Here is a 20,101-nt window from a genome sequence, read left to right on the forward strand (position 1 = left end):
CAAAAAATGTAATGTCAGCTCCTGACAGCGAAATCTACAATCTTGACTACACTTGTGAACACATTTGTTGAAGAGGTAGGGAACAATGATGAAGTTTTATTATTATCCCGTTTCAACGTATTCCCAAAAGGTTCTTCTGGCCTTATATGAAAAACAAGTCAGTTTCGAACCGTACTTGGTAAATATCCTCGATCAACAGGAAGTCGAGGAGTTTCGCCGTATTTACCCATTGGGTAAAATTCCGCTATTGATTGTCGATAATCAGCACCTGATCCCAGAGTCGAGCATTATTATTGAATACCTCGACCATCATTTTGATTCCGGCACGCGATTATTTCCTGCAGGCAATTACGATGAGATTCGGCAAATGCATTTTCTCGATCGTGTCGCCGATTTGTATTTAAACAATTCAATCGTCACCCTAATGTTTGCGAAAAACCGTCGGACGGCAGAGGTTGACGAGGCGAAACGTTGCCTACTCTATTGCTATGAGCAGTTAAATAGGCGTCTCCAAGGAAATAGCTGGATCATGGGGGAGAGGTTTACATACGTAGACTGTGCCATTATCCCACCGCTACTTTATGCTGAGCGGCATATGCCCTTTCAAGAATATGGTAATTTATTAGCTTACTTCCAACGGGCTCAGGCACGAGCGTCTTATCAAAAAGTTCTGGCAGACGCTTTGCCTTTGTTGACAGCAATGGGCGTATAGGTGTGGGCAACTACCCTTTTAACTTACGTTTTCTAATAACGTCAAGCATTAGACTAACCAGAGTGATCAAGCTATGGCTCGATGACAGACTGCCAGGGGAAAACAACTCTTTGGCCTGTTGTCCATCGGCCTGAATCTCGGAAACTGCCATATCTCTTGCCTGTTGCAAAATTTGCTGCTCTTTGGAAGGGGGCTTTTTGCGACCAAGCCAAAGCATCAATAGGGTGAGAAATAGGTTTACAGCGCCTAGAATAAACGCCGCTTGCCAAGATCCGAATGTGGTCGCAAGTAAATGATAACAGCCGATATTTAAAAAGATAAAGGTTAAAAGCAGCAGAAATAATGCGATACAGATAAAAACTAAGCGACCGAGCAGTTGTTGAAGTGACAACTCAAGCAATCCGGATTGCGCTTTGTAGAGTAATTTAAATTTTAGTTTGTGGGCGCTAAGCATAATTTACCTTATTAACCGGCCGAGTAAAAAGCCCAAAGCAAAGGCTCCGAGTACGCTGGCTCCCTGGTGTTCGCTCAACTCATGTTTTAAATCTTCCATTAACTGCTCTAATTGTTGCTGTTCATTTAAGGCGCCAATTGCGGGCCCAGTTGCGTGATTTGTTGAGGGTTCGGTCAAAGGTTCTGCAGTTTTGCTGGCGACCGTTGCAGTGTTTTGGGATGGCTCAAGCTTGGCAGAGCAGACGTCATCGCCTTGCTCCGTTGCGCTTGATGTTGTTTCAATATTGTCACGCTCAAGCTTGGCAAGTTGCTGTTGCAAACGTTTTATTTCTGCCAACGTCTGACTTGCCTTATCTGATTCAACCATAATCTGATCCGGCGCTTTAATTCACAGGTTTTTCGATAGACTGCGCCAGTTTCTTAGTCGCCATCGAGGTGAAAATAATGGAAAAACCAGAGAAAAGCAGGCGCACGCCGACTAAAATTCCCACCGCCCAGGCGCCGGAAACCGGCCAGCTTTTCCAAATCATCCAAGCCAGAACCAGAGTGACCACGCCGCTAAACAACATCCAACCCCAGCCTTGCTGTGGTTTATATTGGAATGCGATAATGATGGTGAAAATCCCTTCGATAATAAAATAGACAAGAAGCACGATCGTTAAGGTGATTAATCCCATGGCCGGCATAATCATCATAAATAATCCACCGAGAACTGAGATCCCTCCGAACAGGAACTTAAGCAAGCCACTACCAAAACTTTGTGCTTTTAAAGCGAATACAATTTGTACGATGCCCGCAAATAACAGGATAAGACCTACCATCACAGCGATACTCATGCCAGCGATCATCGGAGCGACCATGGCTAAGATGCCAAGGATGACAATTAGTATGCCAAAGGCCATGCCAATGCGTGATGTGTCTTGAATTGCATCGGATTCGATACTCATATTGGTTCTCCAGTGGGGTATATGAGTAATAATTGTAGTTCAATCAAATGACTAGGGTTTAAAATGAAAAAAAAGGCAGAAACGAAGTGTTTCTGCCTTGATCATAACCGTATACTTTTCTGATGCTAGCCTAATGGAATTGCAACGCCATTAATTAACGCCTGGCCATCACTAAAAGAAAACTTAAAGGTCAGTTGTTCAGCATCCTGGACAACCATTCCTTGTTGCTTTAACGCATCAATATTTTCCTGCATGCCCAGTTTTTCAAAAAATGCTGATGGTGCAGAGCCTTTCGCATCCGCTTGTAAGGCAAACATCATACTCATCGGGTTTGCCGCATCGAATTTTTGCGGGTCGATCGTGATTAGCAAATCGGAAACAATATCGCCTTCGCTCGTAGTAACCCCTAAATTATCGATGGCGATGCGCGGGTTATCCGCCAGAAGTTTCGGCAATTGTTGTTGGATTTCCATCATCAGCATTTGCTGCTGTTGCGGATCATCACTTTGAACATTTACCAACAATTTCTGTAACTCACTGAGCACATTTACATTCAGTTTATCCATGCTCATTGAGTAGTTAAAATCGGAAAACTCCTGCATCGCAATGCTCAGGCTTTTCGCTTTCACCGTTACAGTTGCGGCTAACAAATTTTCTTCAACGTATGAATCGCTGACCAGGGAAATATCTTGAATATTCATGCTGGCATCGGGAGTTTCACCATTAACGCGGATATGTGAGATTGAAAAATTTCCGGTGCCAACACCCAATGAGGTTGGAGAGAATACATCCCCGAGGATATAGGTTTGATCGACATCGAGTTTGGTTGCGCCAATGACGAACACCTCAACTCCGCTTTCAATGATTTTCATGCCCTGCCACTGACCGGTTCCAGTGACTTTACCTTCCGGAGTAATCGTCGAATGAAGTTCACCCGCAAGTAACTCCAGATTCGAATCTTGCAATTCCAAGGTGGTGGGTTTGATCGTGATCGTTGAATAAGTACTACCACCAAACGATGTTCTGGCAAAACTCGTCAGGCTATCGCTAGCGATGTCATCAATATTTATTATCTCTTGTTTAAAATCGGTTGGTAAACCCACAATCATTTGTGAATCGGCTAAACCAAATCCAAGGCCATCCGCTGTCCACAATATTGGGCCATGCTGTACTTGATGTTCCGATTCAAACGTTAATGTTTCTATCACTCCTGCTTCAACTTCAACCGGCATGGTAAAGGCTATGTGGGCGGTAGAATTTAAATAGCCACGATCATAACGGGTAATCTCTATATCGAACGCTGGGTTGGAGGATACCTTTGCATAGGAGTCTTTGATGTGCTCTTCGGCTTTAAAACCGATCAGGTACGGGCTTGCTAATGCAACGCCAAGCGCAACGGCGAGGATGACTTTTTTCATTGTTTTTCCTTGGATATATTCCATCGTGTTTTTGTTTTTTTAAAGCGGCTAAGTCTATCACAACTGCACAAATTAAATTCATTCAGCCAATAAATATTGCTTATATTCGGGCACACCAAAATAGCGGATACTTTTCTTATGGATGATTTTTTTGGCGATTAGCTTTTCGTCGCAATAAATCTTTACAACCTGCTTATCGCCGTTGCGATCTGTATCGTAAGCGTGATTCGGGTTGAGGCGCAAATTGTCAAATTCGCTGCGCATAATTAATTTCATAAAGCTCCCTGAACGATCATAGACGCTTTTAAGAATATCGAGAATTGACGCTGCAGTGCAACTCAAAATACAACTTAACGCACAAGTTAAAACCCAACGCAAAGTTCATCTGAAACCGTTAGCGAAACAGCATCTGTTTTCCCCTACGTTTACAGTAGGTTTTTCATTCGTTAAAGTGAGTGTCTGATATTTAACAAAATAATTCGTGTTTTAGGGGTGTTGCGAGTTACGCGCTGCCCGCAAAGTGACGGTTTATTGTTTCAATTTCACCACAAGGAATTCCAACCATGGGTAATTCGAACAGGATTAAAGCCTGGATATCTCGAAGTGTTTTAATGCTCTCGCTTAGTATCCTCGCGCTTTCTTCTGCGAATGCGGAAAAACAAGACTCTAAGGCAAATGTGCTGACTTTAAGTGATGTATTTGATATCGAATATGTTGGTGCGATGGCGGTCCACCCAAAAAATGATTATGTCGTCTACGAGCGTCGCGCTTTGGATATTATGGCGGATAGCACTCGCATTAATTTGTGGCAGCTAAATAGTGATGGCAGTAATCATCGTCCAATTTTGTCGGGAAAGACGAATTATCGGTTACCGGTATTTTCCCCTGATGGCAGTCGCTTGGCCTATGTTTCAAGTTCTGAAGGCGACAATCAGCTGTATATGCGCTGGTTAGATACCGGGCAGACCGCTCGCATTAGTAATTTGGCGCATTCGCCATCAAGCATCAGCTTTTCCCCGGATGGTAAATGGCTGGCGTTCGTAATGTTTACCCCAGGAAAACCGTCCAGTTTAGCGATCGATATGCCGAAAAAGCCTAAGGGCGCAAAATGGGCGGGTAATGCGACATATATCGACAATCTTGCGTATCGCAGCGATGGCGCCGGTTTTTTACCAGCAGGTTACAGCCAGATTTATGTCGTTCCGAGTGAAGGTGGTAGTGCCAGACAAATTACCCAAGGGGATTATCATCATGATGGTCAGCTATCGTGGAGCCAAGATAGCCAACATATTATCTTTAGCTCGGACAGGCACCCAGACTGGCAGCGTCGGCCATTAGAATCTGATATCTATCAGGTCAATGTCAAAACCGGTGATATTCGTGCCTTATTAGAGCGAGCAGGCCCAGAGTTCGCGCCTGTAGTGAGCCCTGACGGCGACAAAATTGCCTTCTTACAAGTCGATGATCGCAAGCTGGCAAGCCAAAATGCCCAGATTTATGTAATGAACTCTGATGGTAGCCAGGTAAAAGGTCTGGCAACGAAACAGGATCGTCCTATCAGTAATATTCAATGGGATAATGCCGGAAAGGGTGTCTATTTTAGCTATGATGACCATGGCAAAAAGAAGCTGGCTTATGTCGATCTTAATGGCAAAATTAACCGCTTGAACGCCAGCTTGGGTGGCCAATCATTAGGTAGGCCTTATACCTCCGGCAGCTATATCGTCGGCAATAAAGGGGAAATTTTCTATACCCAGGCCAATAGTCAGCGACCGGCAGAACTCGCATTGCTAGCCAGCAATGGTGAGACAAAACGGTTAACCCGTTTGAATCAAGATGTACTGGGCCCTAAAGATTTAGCAAAAGTCCGTTCATTGACGGTGAAATCGTCTGTGGACAAACGATCCATTGAAGCCTGGTTGGCCTTACCTCCTAATTTTGATCCAGAAAAGAAATATCCATTAATATTGGAAATTCATGGCGGACCGCACGCAGCTTATGGCCCGCAGTTTAGTCTCGAAGTGCAACTGATGGCGGCGAAAGGTTATGTGGTTGTTTGGGCAAACCCGCGCGGCAGTACGTCCTACGGCGAGGAATTTGCGAACTTGATCCATCATAATTATCCGTCCGAGGACTATAACGATCTAATCGATGTTGTTGATGGCGTGATTGAAGAAGGTTATGTCGACGAAGAGCAACTATTCGTGACGGGGGGCAGTGGTGGTGGAACCCTTACCGCCTGGATTATTGGTAAAACCGACCGATTTAAAGCGGCGGTAGTGGCAAAACCTGTCATTAACTGGTTAAGCTTTAGTTTAACCGCCGATGGTTATGCCTATTTCACTCAATATTGGATGCCAGGTATGCCTTGGGAGCAGGTCGATCATTTATGGAAGCACTCGCCATTAAGCTTGGTGGGTAATGTTTCAACGCCAACCATGCTGTTGACGGGTGAGCAGGATTACCGCACGCCGATGAGTGAAACCGAGCAATATTATCAGGCATTGCAACTGCGTAATATCGACTCAGCCATGGTACGTATCCCTAAGGCCAGTCATGGAATTGCAGCCCGACCCAGTAATCTGGTGCAAAAAGTGGGTTATATCCTCGCCTGGTTTGAGAAATATAAACCTGAACAGGCCGAATAATTCCAGCCATTAAAAAAGCTACCGACCTGGTAGCTTTTTTGTTTGCCTCGATCATGAGTTTATAACTCATTAAATCGCTCAATGAGCCGTAAACTATCGAGAAAATTTGTTAAATAAAATCGGTGATAATATATTGATACGCATCACAGCTACTTGAGGAGTAATCAAAAAAGAAGCTCGTTGGGTAACCTAAGTTGGGATCAAATTGTGGTAAATTCGAACTCATGTACGCATCACTGATATGGTCTGGTTTTTCATAAACAACACCGAGCATTAATACAAACATGTTATCAACCGTTAAGGCTTCCTCGGTATCAACAGCAATGCTGGTGCCACTGACATACACACCCGCTACCTGATTATCTTCTATTTGAATATCCAACGCTGGAATTTCATCTGCGACATCACAATCTGGCAGAGAAACCTGGACGGTAAATTGATAATCAATGATCCCCTGAGAGTTCCACAACCGTTGGTTGTCGGTAATGAGTGACGCTAAATCGATTTCATTGTTATCTTCATCGCCGCCACAGGCGGTTAACAGCAATACCGCCGAGAGTAGTAAAAATCGCTTCATATCCATTTCCTTGTTTTAACTTGAACGAACCATGTCAACGCTATATGGAGTCGCTTGATAATTGACCTTCGAAATTTATACTACCAGCGGATACTCGAAAACCCCAGACTAAAAATGCTCGTTGTATCAGACGGATAAACTTTTTTACTGGAGGTTAATTATCATTGTCTCTCCAAACGATATGGTAACAAATGGCCCATTTGAATCTGCCTGTTTTGGTCGAATCCCCACGGAACCGCAGATGCGGCATTTGCTGCGCCTCGTTACAACCAGACCATAGGTGTTTCCTCCTCGGAAAATATCACGTAAATCCGTATTGTTTTAAGCTAAAACGTTTGGATTGAAACATGGGTCACTATCATCGCTTTAGTCCATCTATAGCGATGAACACCAATAGCGTATTCACCTTAATTTTCGAACGTATGTCAAAAATGTTTGACATATGTTTAATGTCAAACTAACCTAACACCATGTCAAAAATATTGTACTTTCGTTGTTTGGCGTAGAGGAGCCATTATGTCTTATAAAGAAAAAAGCGTTTGGGTGTCATTAATTTTGAATCTGGCCATAGCTGGCTACTATATTTTCCACTTACATGGTTTGTATCAAGCGGATCTTTTAACGGAAGAAACATTGACGGGCCTATTTGTAAAGATTGTTCTGATGCTCATCGTCTGGGAAATTATTCTGCAGGCGAGTTTAGCTCTGCTCAATTATCATGAAAGTGATAAAGGCGAGGATGAACGTGAGTCTTTGTTTAAATTACGCGGCAACCGCAACGGTTATCATGTGCTTACGGCTGTTGTTTTTATGGCAATTTTTATTCTATGGAAGGTTGACTTCAGCGAGCATAGATTGGTGTTTAATGAACTCTCTGCAGCAATGAACACGTTGAACATTCTTGTGATGGGTGTCTTAGTAGCGGAAATCGTCAACTATGTCAGTCAGGTTTTCTATTTCCGCAGAGGTTATTAATATGGCGAAGGTGATAACTAATCAGATTCGCCGTCTGCGCTTTGATCATAATGAAATGACGCAACAAGAGCTGGCTGACGCCATTAACGTATCTCGGCAAACGGTTGTTGCTATTGAAAAGGGTAAGTATTCGCCGTCGTTAGAGGTGGCTTTTAAGATTGCTGATGTTTTCTCAAAACCTATAGGCGAAGTCTTTGAGTATAAAGAAGCGTAAATCAGTAGAGGCAGAGTTGTTAATTAGATTGTATTGAACAACTCTGCTCTATTCCATTGAAAGTGAATTATCGGCGCCGGGTCTTTAAGTCGGAAAATGAACTTGGCAGAATGTCGACCCCGACCCATTGACCCACTTTAATCACCACGGGGATGGTGATAGGGGCAAACGGCATGACCGCAAAGACCCCAAGACCAATACCTTTAAGCACATCAAGAAACTGCTCATTCGCCTGCGCCAATTGTTGTTTCGATGCCTGACCCTTGGTGTATTGCCGATAAATAATCAGCATTTCACGGGTTTCGTCTTTTTCCTGATGTAACGCGACTTTTAACAGTAGCATCTGCCTTTTCAAGCTGACACTACTGCGTTTGCGTTTAATCTTTATCGTGCGAACAGGTGCTCTGAGAACAAAGTTTCTGGCTTTAAACATTAATGCCAGATTTTACTTATTTACTGTGCGACGCAAACGAGATGTCAGGCCTAATGCAATAAGAGCCCACAGTGACAAACTTCCACCACCAGAAGAGTCGTTACTTTCGCGCTCTGATCGAGAAGGATCTAATGGGAAATCATCATTTGCATCGGCTACGCCGTCATTATCATCATCCGAATCTGCATTATTGCCAGTGCCGTCACTATCTGTATCCAACCATTCTGTGTCATCTTCCGGAAAAGCATCTACGTCGTTTGGGTAACCATCATGGTCAGCATCAATCGTCAAAGGAGGCAATAGCTCAAGGTTAGTATCAACATTATTGTCGGTTACCGTAATGGACTCGACAATGACAAGATGTTCATTGGTAATTTCGCCACCGTCTTCCGGCACACTAATCAATGGTGCGGAATCAAAAGCACCACCAAGGTTGTATCGGTCTAAGGCATTGATCGCATCGATAACTTCCATGCCATCACCCATCACAATTCCAAATACAGTAAAGCCACCATTTTGGAGGTCTAGGTTGGCGCTGTTGTCGCCCATATTCACAAACCACTGATTGGTCGCACTGTTCGGATCGCCACCAAGTTTGGCCATGGCGATGGTACCGCGAACATTAGAGAAAATGGGCTCATTGATTACAGGATCAAAGGCCGGCACCGCATCAACGGTGTTATCTTCTGAAAAGTAATTAAAGCCGCCGCCTTGTGCGACAAAATCAGTAACAGAGCGATGAATAATCGTATTGTCAAAGCTTCCTGCTTCAACATAGCTTAAGAAATTTTCGACTGTCTCAGGTGTTGATGAATCGAAAAGGTTAACGTCGAAATCACCCACGTTGGTTTTGAAGTGAACAACAGTCGCTTGCGCGTTAGCGATTAGAGCCGCTGCTGCAACGGCAATAGTGCGACGTAATAATTTTGTTTTAGAAAATGACATTAGCGTTCCTGAATAATTTTTTTCTGTCTGTCTTGATGGCTGTCTTCATTGAATATCATTAATTGAAGTTCAACACCGCTTCATCAGGACATACGAAGTCTTTATTATTCAATGGAGGTTACTCGAATTGAATGCAAAATTCATCAAGAATTGTGAGCTGAGCTGTGATTTTTTGTAGCTTCCACGTCAGTTGAGTGTTTCAATCGGCCAGTAAAAGCAATGTAAAATGCTAATGCAAAAGGGATTATTCGCTCAAGGTAATCGTCTGGTGGAGAATCAAACAAACTTAATAAAACTGCACTAAAAAAGCCAATGAACATGGATGCAAATGCGGCTTTACCTGCAATTTTTCTGCCTAACAACCGCACGATTAATAAAGGCCCAAATGCCGCTCCGAGTGCATTCCAGGCAAATAGGACTCTGGAAAAGATGTCTTCCGGGGCGAACAAGGCAATAATGACGGATATTAAGCACATGATGACTACTGTCAATCGCGATTTGAGTAGTGAATGCTGCGCTAACGAATGCTCATCTGTGGCTTTAATATCATAAGAAATGGCTGACGCACTGACCAGTAACTGACTGTCAGCAGTAGACATAATGGCCGATAAAATTGCGGCAATCATAATGCCGGCGATCATCGGTGGAAATAATTGGTTGGTAAAGTCCAAAAGCGCCTGTTCGCCGTTAGCTACCGGCTCAATGATGATTTTGGCGCACCAGCCTAGAATCAGCATGCCAGTGATGACAATCATTGACCATCCTATGGCGATCACTTTCGCCTGCTTCACCGCTTTGCTATCTCTTAGTGCCATCATTCGGTTGACCACATGGGGTTGGCCAGGATTTCCTAAACCTATACCAAGTAAACCGATGATAAACGCAAGGCCAACCAATCCCGAGTACGGGCCAGTAATACTGAGTTGCTCTGCTGTGAAGGCAAGTTGCATTTGTTGCCATAACTCCAGCGGTCCACCGAGCGTCAATAGTCCTGCTATCGGCAATATCAGTGCCGCTGCCGCCATTAACAGGCCCTGTAAAGTATCGGTAATGCTAACCGCCCAGAAGCCACCGAGCAGAGTATAAATCAAAATAATGATAGCCCCGGTAATCACGCTCCATTGCATGGACACATCAAAGGTACTGGCAAAGGTATTGCCGGCGGCTTGAAACTGTGCGGCGATATAGAAAGCAAATGAAAACACGATACATAAAGAAGAGAGGTACAAGATAGGCTTACGCCACCGGCCAGTACCATTTGCTAACAGTTGCGATAAAGTAATGGCCTGCTGCTGATCCGCGAGTTTCTGCAACCTAGGGGCAACCCAAATCCAGTTAAAACAATAACCAAGCACCACCGCCGGAACAATCCACACTGCACTGACACCCATAGTATAAGCAGCCCCACTCATCCCCAGTAGAGTCCAAGCTGACGATGCACTGGCCGCTGAACTTACTGCTGCCACCCAAGGTCCCAATCCTCGTCCCGCAATAAAATAATCTTCACTACTATTGGTACGTTTTTGGCTCCAAAGGCCAATACCAACAAGGAGAAATTTGTAACCAATCAGGGTGATAAGAACGGTGGTTGAATAATCCATAGGAATATCGCATTGCTATTTGATGATTCATCTAACCACAGCCACAGTCAAATATCGAGCCAGATATACCACGAGAAGTGAATGCTCACGTCAATTCACAAATCAAGATAATTAATAGAGCCACCCATACCGAATTGACAATTGATGCGAAATAAAAGAGATACTATGCAGACACCCACTATTAAACTAGATAGACACCCATCGTTCTTTTTCACAATCCATAGCTAATTAAGACACCCAAATCAGATGTGCTGAAAATAAACTCTTAAAGCGAATAATGTTTTGAGAAATTTTCAAAAATATCTGTATTTTTCACTTAACAAATAGAAATTTCTTAAAAAATTAAATTTTAGATGAGCGTATGCCTTAGCTTCGGCCAATGATTGGATTCCCAAGGATGGAGTTACTCTATCCGAAAAGCTGTTTACTTACCGCTATATTCGGACGTCTCATTCGGTTTTGCAATCTGCAAAAATCGCTTAATGCGACGCTATTTCCCACAGGACCCTTGAAGTAATCTTCAAATTTGGTCGTTAATTGATACCAATTGGATGACGATATATTCAACCGGCTGAGAATACCGGGTAGCGCACTATCAATTACATTTACCTGGCGATTCTTCATTGTCTTTCCCGTGAAATCCACAAGCTTAAGGTAATCATCTAAATTGAAAGGTAAGGTTTCTGATCGCTTTGATTTTGCTTTATCAGAGAAAGGCATGATTTGTTCATCTTCTTTGCCTTGGAGTAACGCTTTGATGCGACGACGGATGCTTGTGAACTCAGATTTTTCAGGGATATCAACAATACCAGCACGGACAGGGTTTAAATCTACATATGCCATACATGCTGCCAGAGCCGATTCATTTAATAGTGCTTGGCTTACGAATCGTCCTTCCCAAAATCTTCCCGTACATTCGTCTTCTGCATTTGCCATTCTAGCGATGGGTTCATTCAATAAACGCATGAACCAACTGACGCTAAAAAGTCGATTTCGATAAATGGAAATGGTTTGCTTTAAAGTAGGAAGGAGATCTCCATCTATCTGGTTTCCTAGCGCAAATTGTTGGGTGATCAGTGTGCCTTTACACACTTTATGCCAGCGATTAACTACTTCTTCATCATTGAGTTTAAGGGCTTGGGCGTGGTTTATGTGAAGCACTAGATGACAATGGTTGCTCATTACAGCGTAAGCGCAAATATCAATACAAAAAATTTGGGAAAGAAAAAGTAATCGTTTTTCTATCCAGCCTCGACGATGTTCGTAAGAACGATCTGAAACGTGGTCTTTACCGCACAAATAAGCACGTCGCACACAGCGACTGATGCAATGATAATACGGTGTTGCCTGCAAACATACCTGTTTGCTTCTTGGTGTTGGCATGATTCCTCTCCTTGGAATTGAACTGCTATTTTTTAGCTTAGCCAACAACGGGCTGTTTGCTTGATATTTAATGATGGAGGGTAACTTTCTGCAAAAATGGTGGGTGTCTCAATAAGTATATTCCCTATAAAAGGTGGGTGTCTCGATAGGGAATCGCTTAGTGTAATGGTGGGTGTCTCAATAAGGGAGGGTGGAAAAAAGGACCTGGCGAAACAGCTGCTCAGGCCCTGAGATTAACGAAATGGTTAAGGGGCGAAGTAGGTTAGCGTCGCATTAATACGCTGTAATCAATATCCAATACAACGTCGGAATGGTAGCGGGTGCGTCCATTGTCCACTTTGCTCAAGTATTCCATGTTATCCGGAGTATTATTTTTGATGCCTAGACTTTGTATGCGCACCAGCGCCATGTCATCGCGGCGGTTAAATTGCTTCACTTCTAATATTTTCGACTGACAATAAATTGTATCGCCGGCATAGCTTGGATTTGCATGGGTGCCTCCATGGATAGCGCTCAGCCATAATCCATTGCCGAGGCCGTTGTAGGATAACGCACGACATAATGAAATGATGTGACCACCAAATACTAAGCGTTTACCTGTGTGGGTGTTATCCATCATATGCTGGTCAAAATGCACCCGGGCATTATTTTGATACAAACGCGTTGCCATGGAATGTTCACTGTCATTAAGGGTTATGCCATCGCGATGGAACAAGATATCACCGGGTTTGAACTCATCGGCTCTTAACTGGTGATCACTGTAATGTTCTTTCCAAAGCTTTAAATCGAGATTTTTAGGTACGACTTGTTGCTCACTATCGACAACGTCAAGTAATTCGGGGATTACGGGTGTCTCCATATGGGTATGTAAGTCCCGTTTGTGCACCATGACCCAGCGCTTGAATGACAACACCACTTGGTGATGCTGATTCGTCGCAACAGAATGCACATAAACGATGCCGGTTTTGCCATTTGAGTTTTCTTTCAGGCCAATAACCTTACTGGTTACTTCCAAGGTGTCTTGGGTAAATACCGGAGTATTAAAGAGGACCTCAGCATATCCGAGATTAGCAACCGCATTTAACGAAATGTCGTTAACGGTTTTGCCAAACGCCATATGAAACACCAGCAAGTTGTCCACGGGGATGCCGTAGAATCCTGCACTTCTGGCCACGGTTTCGGCGCAATTCAATGCAAATCGCGACCCAGTTAGCGCTATGTACAGACTCACGTCACCTTCACTGATGGTGCGGGGCACACCGTGAATCAACTCTTGACCCAGCTTAAAATCTTCAAAAAATAAGCCGCTTGGGGTCGATAAGTAGTTATCTTGTTGTGTCATTACGCTGTCTTGTATCATCACTTTCTCTCCGGACCCAATAAATCACTTTGACCAATTTCGTTTACTATGTCGCACAAACACAGAACTCGATTTGCCCAATGTTCAAGGCAAGGTTCGATAATTCGTTCGTCGATAACGGCCATTGACTGGCCTTGCGACTTTGCTTGTTTTATCGCTTCGATGATGGCATTTGCCTTGGCAACTTCTTCGCGTTTTGGGGTCATCGCATCATTGGTATAAGTCAGTTGTACAGGGTGGATGACTGCCTTGCCGTCAAAACCGAGATCGCGCGCCTGGCGACAACTGTACTCACAGGCCACAACATCTTTTAGGTTAAAATGAGGGCCATCGATTATGCTTTTATGATGAGCGCGCGCGCCCAGCAAGCACATCGATAAGTAGGTGATTAAGCCTTGACGATCTAAGGTCTGGTTGACTCTGAGCGAATTGGCTAAATCACTAGTCCCCATAACTATGGTGGTTAAGCGTTCGCTACAACCTGCAATTTCTTCTGCGCGCAGCACACCCATTGGCGATTCGATATTTGCCATTACGGTTTTATCGGAGCCGCCGGCCTGATCTAGCGCATCAATAGCTCTGAGCAATTCATCCTTGGATTCTATGTTTGGGAATAGAACGGCATCAATATCCAACGCGGCAATCGCTTTTAGATCGTCCATTCCCCAAGGAGAATCGAGTTTGTTAACCCTGACAATTCGCTCCGAATAGCCAAAGTCACTTTGGCCTAACTCTTTGGCTAATAATAAACGCGCATCGATTTTGCCTGTTGGCGGCACGGATTCTTGCAAATCAAAAATAATGCAGTCGGCATTGAGCTTGCGAGATTTTTCGATAAATCGTTGTTCATGTCCGGGAACATATAAAGCGCTGCGACGAGGACGATAATCGTTCAACTGGTTACTATTCATGCTTGAGCCTCCGTCGGGCTTTGGGTTAATTGTTCTCGTTTGTTGGACAAATCTTCCAGCAGTTGTTTACGCAGAACTTTACCGTTCTTAGTACGGGGAAATTCCTGATAAAAATGCACTTGTTTTGGGGCTTTATATTTCGCTAAATGTCGATTACCAAATTCCAATAGCGACGCTTCATCGAGATGGGCATCTTTGGTTAGTATCACGCAGATGCTAACGATGGTTTTTTCCTTGGCAATGGTGTCACCCAAAGCAACACAATCGGCTACCAGTGGATGGGTTTTGACGACACGTTCGATTTCATGGGGGGAAACTCGATAGCCGAACGTGTTAATAATGTCGTCTTTGCGACCGACAAACCAGATATAGCCATCTTCATCCTGGCGGGCATAATCACCCGTTAGGAAGTAGCCCGAACGTCGACTTGCGCGCGTTTCCTGAGGCAATTGCCAATAGTGTAAAAACAATCCAGGATCCTCGATATTGATGGCAATCATACCTTCCTGACCCGATGCTACAGGGTTTAAATTGTCATCTACCAGCGCCACTTTATGCCCCGGTTGAATAAATCCTGCAGCGCCAGGGCGGATCTCTGCGCCAGTATGCTGAGAGATGTAATAAGAAAACTCTGACATACCAATCGCTTCATAGACATCCATCGCAAAACGCTGACGCCAAGCCAGCAACATTTCATCACTCAAATGTTCACCGGCACTCATACAATGGCGCAAACTTGGCACATCTTTGGCCGTGTATTTAGTTTTTTGAATGATCTGCCGATAGATTGTCGGTACACCTATGAAAATCGTACACTGATGTTTCGCAATTAAACGCGGCCAGGTATTCGCATCGTTTGCTCCTTCATGCACGATAACCGTATGGCCATGGAATAACGGGTCCATCAGTGCGGAACCCAAAACATAGGTCCAATTAAATTTTCCAGAATGTAAGATGCGATCGCCGGATTGAAAGTTGAACCAATATCGACTTGCCGGAATGCGGCCGATTAACGAACGGTGGCCGTGCAGCACGCCTTTTGGAAATCCTGTTGTTCCTGAGGTATATACGAGATAAGCAGGGTCATCGGGTCGTGTTGCCACTATGCTGTCGTCGACTGGGCTATTTTGTAAAGCTTCATGTAAATCAATGACTTCAAGATTGGCGCTGGCGTCTGTCTTCGGGATAGCTCCATCCCCCGCCAATAATACCGTTTTCAGCTTATCGTTTTTACCTAAGATATGACTTAGTTCTGACCACATCGATTTGTCTGTAACCAGAACCTTAGCGCCAGAATCCTTAGCCAAATAAGCCACTTCATGAGCCGACAACAAGGTCGATGTCGGTACCGCTACGGCACCATGTTTTAAGCATCCAAAAAAACTAATTGGATAACTGGACGCGTTGGGCAATCGAATCAACACCCGATCGCGTTCGCTGACATTCAATGACTTCAACAGGTAGTTAAATTGACCACTGGCCTTGTCCAACTCACCATACGTAAGCTCTGTAGTTCCAAGATTCTGATCCTCGACAATCATTGCCAATGTATTTCCGTTGCCTTGTTCGACGTGCTGGCGCACACAGGCATAGGCAATATTAAAGTGATTTGGTAGCTGCCAATGCCAGCCGCTGGCATCCTGAGTCAGTAAATTTTCAAAATTCAACATTAGATACGTCCATATGGCCAGTTTTCTCGAATAACGGTAATTGGAAGTTTTTTCAGGACATCCATCGCAAATTGCTTGTCTCTTTCATCCAGAGATTTCAAGGCATAAGCTCGCAGCAAGGTTTGCAGGGCCTTACCAAACATTGGTGGATCCAGCATTTCGCCTTCAAATTTAATCGCACCCCCAAGCAGAGCATCAGCGGCGATGGCGGCTTGTAAAATCTCAACATTCCGTTTGATTTCCTTCGGGGAAGGGGTGAAGGCAACCTTACATAAATGAATATGATAGGGGTGGATTAACTGTTTACCGGTCAGGCCCATTTGTGCTTCGATAACGGCGTGGCTATGGACTACATGGGATTCATGATCACCATGTAAATCTAACCAACGGCGAACATCGTCCGGTTCAATGTTTTTTTCTGGCATCGGGGTGTCATTGATCAAAACTTCAACGCCGCCGATGACCCCTTTACCGGCAATTCTTGCCTCCAGCAATAAGGTCCGCAGGTAAGTCAGCAATTCATCGATCCAACCTTCAGGTGTCAAGTGGATCGCCATCGCCTTGGAAAAATCATGAATACCGAAGACCACATGTTTTACCGCTGGAAATGCCATCAATTCGGCTGCAATTTTTAACGATCTTGGGTGCTCAATAATTGGCTGGATTTCAATGTCTGGATTAACCCCGACAAGCCAGGCACTGAGATCGCGAATTTCCGCGGCGCCATAGAGTTCACCCGCTTTGGCAAGCACTATCACATCGATATGCTCAGCTACCTGCATAATCATTTGCAGGTCTTTTTCATACTCGTCTGTGCGAAAAGGGTTAATTCGAACTGCAATTTGAAAGTTTCTTTCAGGAAATATTGGTAGCTCTTTGATCAGTAATTCTCGGGAAAGTGCCTTTTGACGACAGCCATCTTCCAGATCAAAAAGCAATGTGTGGGCTTGGCAAAGGTGCGCATGTTTACGCATTCTTTCCGTAGCCTGCTCCATAGATTCATACTCGCCATTCTTTGGAGAATACTTGATTGGCGGGTAATACAGCTGGATCCCGGGCCAAAACCCACCAAGGACATCTTCTTCATTCACCTGATCCAGGAATTCATTATGGTAATTCAAAGTACCCTCCAGCGTTTTAATTGATGACAGTTATCGATATTGTTTTGCATCACCCAAGGGATTTTCCTTGGTTGAATTTATTGTTGTTATAAGCGAAATGAAAGTTTTTATGTAAGTTTTCATGGCGACTTCTATTTATTCTTACAGCATTAGAGTATTTATTTCAAACTTTTGTTTAAAAAAGTGTTTGAAAAGTATCTACAATCTAAGGTAGTTTAATAGACATCTTGTTTATAAACCTTAATAAACAAGCTGTATCTAGTGCTTTAGTGGTATTGATAACTTTCTGATATCAAATAGTATTAGTATCTAATGCGAGTGCTAATTACGTTGTGTGAATGCCGATTAAGAGGTAATGATGTCAATAATTATGAATCGATTCGGCGAAGCGGTATTTTAGAGTGATTTTTTACCAAATATGACAACGTTTAGAGTTGTTTTGTAATATTACCTGTCGACTTTCATAATTGAGGGTGGACAATAAAATAAAGCGCGAATGAAAATTGTTGCTAGGACTGTTGAATATATACCAGGAGGATCTGTGTCATTACCTGTACACCCAAATAAAGCCTTGTTTGAGGGCGAGAAACCCTTTCCCGTATTACCTAGTTGTGAGCATTTTGCTGGTAGCGAAAAACTGATTAGCAAAGCAATGCAGATGCAGCAGGAATTAGGGCCGGTTTTCGATATTACCTGCGACTGCGAAGATGGTGCAGCCGCGGGCACGGAAGCGGAACATGCACAAATGGTGGCAAAACTGATTGCCAGTGATGCCAATAAACATCAAATGATGGGCGTTCGAATTCACGATTATACCCATCCTCACTGGCAAAAAGATGTGGATATTCTGGTGCCACAAATCGGCGAAAAAGTCGCGTATATTACCTTGCCTAAGTGTACTGAAGCGTTTCAAATTCAAGAGATGGTCGACTACATCAAATCCGTGGCCATTGCCCACAATATCCGTAGAGTTATTCCAATCCATGTCCTAATTGAAACCCATGGCGCCTTGCGTGAAATCTGGGAGTTGGCGGCAATTGATTGGGTACAGGTACTTGATTTTGGCATGATGGATTTTGTTTCAGGCCACAACGGTGCAATTCCAGCATCTTGTATGCGCTCGCCGGGACAATTTGATCACGCGCTCTTATACCGAGCCAAGAGTGAGTTGGTTGCGGCGGCGTTAGCGAACGGGGTAGTGCCTTCTCATAATGTTACATTAGATCTGAAAAATGTTCAGCAAACCTTAGATGATGCCAGCCGAGCGCGTCAGGAATTCGGATTTTTAAGAATGTGGAGTATTTACCCAACGCAAATTCAGGCAATTGTCGATGCCATGAAACCGGATTACCAGGAAGTGGAAGATGCCGGCGCCATTTTATTGTCGGCACAGGCGAATGATTGGGGGCCGATTCAACACAAGGGTGAACTGCATGACCGGGCAACCTATCGATATTACTGGCAGTTATTGCAGCGTGCCCATGTTACAGGCATTACCATGGATGAGCAGGCGAAAAGTGCATTTTTCTAAATTAGAGTGCGTATTATTAAAAGCTTAACCGCTTTTTACGCGCTGTTTTATTGTAATTGGTATGACGCCCGCTATTATTGCGGGTGTTGTTACTATGGCAAAACAAGGCATTTTTGTGACTCAATCAAGTAATACTCAATCAACAAACGATACAATCCCAACCACCAATAAAGGGATTGCCCTTAAGTTTAATCCCAGTGCCGACATTCCGTTTAAAGAGCGAATAGAAATTACCGAAAAGCCGATCCCAGCACTACGCTCAGGACAGGTATTAATCAAAATGCTGGCAACGCCAATTAATCCCTCGGATCTTGTCTATCTGATGGGTAAATATGGTTTACCACCTCAAGATGGCGCTTATGTGGGATTCGAAGGTGCAGGTGTTGTCGTCGCTGCTAATGCGGGCATGTATGGTCGTTGGTTAATTGGCAAACGAGTAGCGATTTCCGCAGAGCCGGGGAATGACGGGGTTTGGGCTCAGTATGCAATTACCAGAGCTAATCTTTGTTTGCCCGTACGCAAAGAATTGACCGATGCCCAGGCGGCAACCTTGATTGTCAACCCGTGCACATCGGTATGCCTTGTCGACAGAGCCAAAGCTTTGGGGGCCAAAGCCGTTGTGCTCAATGCCGCGGCATCGCAAGTGGGAAAAGGCGTTATTCGCTATGCCAAAATGCATAATATCAAAACGATTGCCACGGTCAGGTCCAAGAGTAATGTAGATACCCTCAAAGCATTAGGGGCTGACGCGGTGGTGTTAACAACCGCAGAGGATTACCAGCAACAATTAAAAGATGTATGCCATCAACTTAAAGCCAGAGTTTTACTGGATGCCGTTGCCGATATCGATACACCTACGGTCATGAGTTGCATGCCAAAACATTCAACCGCCATTGTTTATGGTCGATTGACGGAAACTCAGCACCCCATTGGTGGCCAGTTTTCGGTTGCAGATGTGATTTTTAGAACCCATAAAATTGAAGGATTTTGGTTGGCAACTTACTTCGGTACTGCCAAGCCATGGCAGGTCTTGAGCTTAAGCCGAAAAGTGCAGCAGCTATTTGCAGAGGGGATATTTGATACCGATATCTTTGGTGAATATGATTTCCACAACTTTACACAAGGGCTCGAGCACTATGCGGTTAATAAAAGCGATGGCAAAGTTATTCTGCATCCTAATGCGATTAGTTTATAGCGGAATC

Annotated in this window: 20 protein-coding genes; 6 read left to right on the forward strand and 14 right to left on the reverse strand. The window is 44.1% G+C overall.

Going from position 1 to position 20,101, the window contains the following annotated elements; translation table 11 throughout:
* Positions 1-85: 85 nt before the first annotated feature.
* A complete protein-coding gene (locus tag FE810_RS10860; RefSeq protein ID WP_138320084.1) occupies positions 86-712 on the forward strand; it encodes a glutathione S-transferase family protein in 627 nt (208 codons plus the stop codon).
* Positions 713-722: 10 nt separating this feature from the next.
* On the opposite strand, the gene FE810_RS10865 is transcribed toward FE810_RS10860, so the two are convergent.
* The 5 genes from FE810_RS10865 to FE810_RS10885 all read right to left on the reverse strand — a co-directional run bounded on the left by FE810_RS10865 (position 723) and on the right by FE810_RS10885 (position 3,806).
* Complete coding sequence (locus FE810_RS10865) at positions 723-1,166, reverse strand: phage holin family protein (RefSeq protein WP_138320085.1); 444 nt, start codon at positions 1,164-1,166, stop codon at positions 723-725.
* Between the two features lie 3 nt (positions 1,167-1,169).
* A complete protein-coding gene (locus FE810_RS10870) occupies positions 1,170-1,532 on the reverse strand; it encodes a hypothetical protein (protein WP_138320086.1) in 363 nt (120 codons plus the stop codon).
* A gap of 16 nt (positions 1,533-1,548) precedes the next feature.
* Positions 1,549-2,112 carry an HdeD family acid-resistance protein gene (locus FE810_RS10875; RefSeq protein WP_138320087.1) on the reverse strand — a complete coding sequence of 188 codons (564 nt, stop codon included), beginning with the start codon at positions 2,110-2,112 and terminating at the stop codon, positions 1,549-1,551.
* Between the two features lie 125 nt (positions 2,113-2,237).
* Positions 2,238-3,530 carry a YdgA family protein gene (locus tag FE810_RS10880; protein WP_171022339.1) on the reverse strand — a complete coding sequence of 431 codons (1,293 nt, stop codon included), beginning with the start codon at positions 3,528-3,530 and terminating at the stop codon, positions 2,238-2,240.
* 78 nt (positions 3,531-3,608) lie between these two features.
* Positions 3,609-3,806, reverse strand: a complete 198-nt coding sequence (locus tag FE810_RS10885) for a hypothetical protein (protein ID WP_138320089.1) — start codon at positions 3,804-3,806, stop codon at positions 3,609-3,611.
* Positions 3,807-4,093: 287 nt separating this feature from the next.
* Between FE810_RS10885 and FE810_RS10890 the strand changes: the two genes are divergently transcribed.
* Entirely contained in the window at positions 4,094-6,178 is a 2,085-nt protein-coding gene (locus tag FE810_RS10890; RefSeq protein ID WP_246037024.1) for a S9 family peptidase, read from the forward strand.
* A 109-nt stretch (positions 6,179-6,287) separates the two neighbouring features.
* Here FE810_RS10890 and FE810_RS10895 read toward each other — a convergent pair whose 3' ends face one another.
* On the reverse strand, positions 6,288-6,755 hold the full coding sequence (locus FE810_RS10895; protein WP_138320090.1) for a DUF6174 domain-containing protein: 468 nt from the start codon (positions 6,753-6,755) through the stop codon (positions 6,288-6,290).
* 516 nt (positions 6,756-7,271) lie between these two features.
* Between FE810_RS10895 and FE810_RS10900 the strand changes: the two genes are divergently transcribed.
* Together FE810_RS10900 and FE810_RS10905 are read left to right on the forward strand one after the other, a co-directional pair.
* Complete coding sequence (locus FE810_RS10900) at positions 7,272-7,730, forward strand: hypothetical protein (RefSeq protein ID WP_138320091.1); 459 nt, start codon at positions 7,272-7,274, stop codon at positions 7,728-7,730.
* 1 nt (position 7,731) lies between these two features.
* Positions 7,732-7,944 (forward strand): helix-turn-helix transcriptional regulator, encoded by a 213-nt coding sequence (locus tag FE810_RS10905; RefSeq protein ID WP_138320092.1) that lies wholly within the window; start codon positions 7,732-7,734, stop codon positions 7,942-7,944.
* A 67-nt stretch (positions 7,945-8,011) separates the two neighbouring features.
* Here the strand turns inward: FE810_RS10905 and FE810_RS10910 are convergent, their stop codons facing one another.
* The 8 genes from FE810_RS10910 to FE810_RS10945 all read right to left on the reverse strand — a co-directional run bounded on the left by FE810_RS10910 (position 8,012) and on the right by FE810_RS10945 (position 17,368).
* A complete protein-coding gene (locus FE810_RS10910) occupies positions 8,012-8,377 on the reverse strand; it encodes a hypothetical protein (protein WP_138320093.1) in 366 nt (121 codons plus the stop codon).
* Positions 8,378-8,389: 12 nt separating this feature from the next.
* Entirely contained in the window at positions 8,390-9,322 is a 933-nt protein-coding gene (locus tag FE810_RS10915) for a peptidylprolyl isomerase (RefSeq protein ID WP_138320094.1), read from the reverse strand.
* A 143-nt stretch (positions 9,323-9,465) separates the two neighbouring features.
* A complete protein-coding gene (locus tag FE810_RS10920) occupies positions 9,466-10,923 on the reverse strand; it encodes a sodium/proline symporter (protein ID WP_138320095.1) in 1,458 nt (485 codons plus the stop codon).
* 408 nt (positions 10,924-11,331) lie between these two features.
* A complete protein-coding gene (locus FE810_RS10925) occupies positions 11,332-12,306 on the reverse strand; it encodes a transposase (RefSeq protein WP_138320096.1) in 975 nt (324 codons plus the stop codon).
* Positions 12,307-12,568: 262 nt separating this feature from the next.
* A complete protein-coding gene (locus FE810_RS10930) occupies positions 12,569-13,648 on the reverse strand; it encodes a MaoC family dehydratase (RefSeq protein WP_138320097.1) in 1,080 nt (359 codons plus the stop codon).
* 17 nt (positions 13,649-13,665) lie between these two features.
* Positions 13,666-14,577: an HpcH/HpaI aldolase/citrate lyase family protein gene (locus FE810_RS10935; RefSeq protein ID WP_138320098.1), complete on the reverse strand. Its 912-nt coding sequence runs from the start codon at positions 14,575-14,577 to the stop codon at positions 13,666-13,668.
* A complete protein-coding gene (locus tag FE810_RS10940) occupies positions 14,574-16,247 on the reverse strand; it encodes an acetate--CoA ligase (protein WP_138320099.1) in 1,674 nt (557 codons plus the stop codon). Before FE810_RS10940 ends, FE810_RS10935 begins: the two co-directional genes overlap by 4 nt.
* Positions 16,247-17,368, reverse strand: coding sequence for an HpcH/HpaI aldolase/citrate lyase family protein (locus tag FE810_RS10945; protein WP_138320100.1), 1,122 nt, complete (start codon positions 17,366-17,368; stop codon positions 16,247-16,249). Before FE810_RS10945 ends, FE810_RS10940 begins: the two co-directional genes overlap by 1 nt.
* Before the next feature lie 541 nt (positions 17,369-17,909).
* Between FE810_RS10945 and FE810_RS10950 the strand changes: the two genes are divergently transcribed.
* Together FE810_RS10950 and FE810_RS10955 are read left to right on the forward strand one after the other, a co-directional pair.
* The gene (locus FE810_RS10950) at positions 17,910-18,899 is read left to right on the forward strand and encodes an HpcH/HpaI aldolase/citrate lyase family protein (RefSeq protein WP_212744500.1); all 990 of its coding nucleotides are present in this window, start codon (positions 17,910-17,912) and stop codon (positions 18,897-18,899) included.
* A gap of 61 nt (positions 18,900-18,960) precedes the next feature.
* Positions 18,961-20,094 carry a zinc-binding dehydrogenase gene (locus FE810_RS10955; protein ID WP_138320102.1) on the forward strand — a complete coding sequence of 378 codons (1,134 nt, stop codon included), beginning with the start codon at positions 18,961-18,963 and terminating at the stop codon, positions 20,092-20,094.
* Positions 20,095-20,101: the final 7 nt, after the last annotated feature.

Origin of the sequence: Thalassotalea litorea (assembly GCF_005843925.1) — a bacterium.
GTDB classification, from domain to species: domain Bacteria; phylum Pseudomonadota; class Gammaproteobacteria; order Enterobacterales; family Alteromonadaceae; genus Thalassotalea_A; species Thalassotalea_A litorea_A.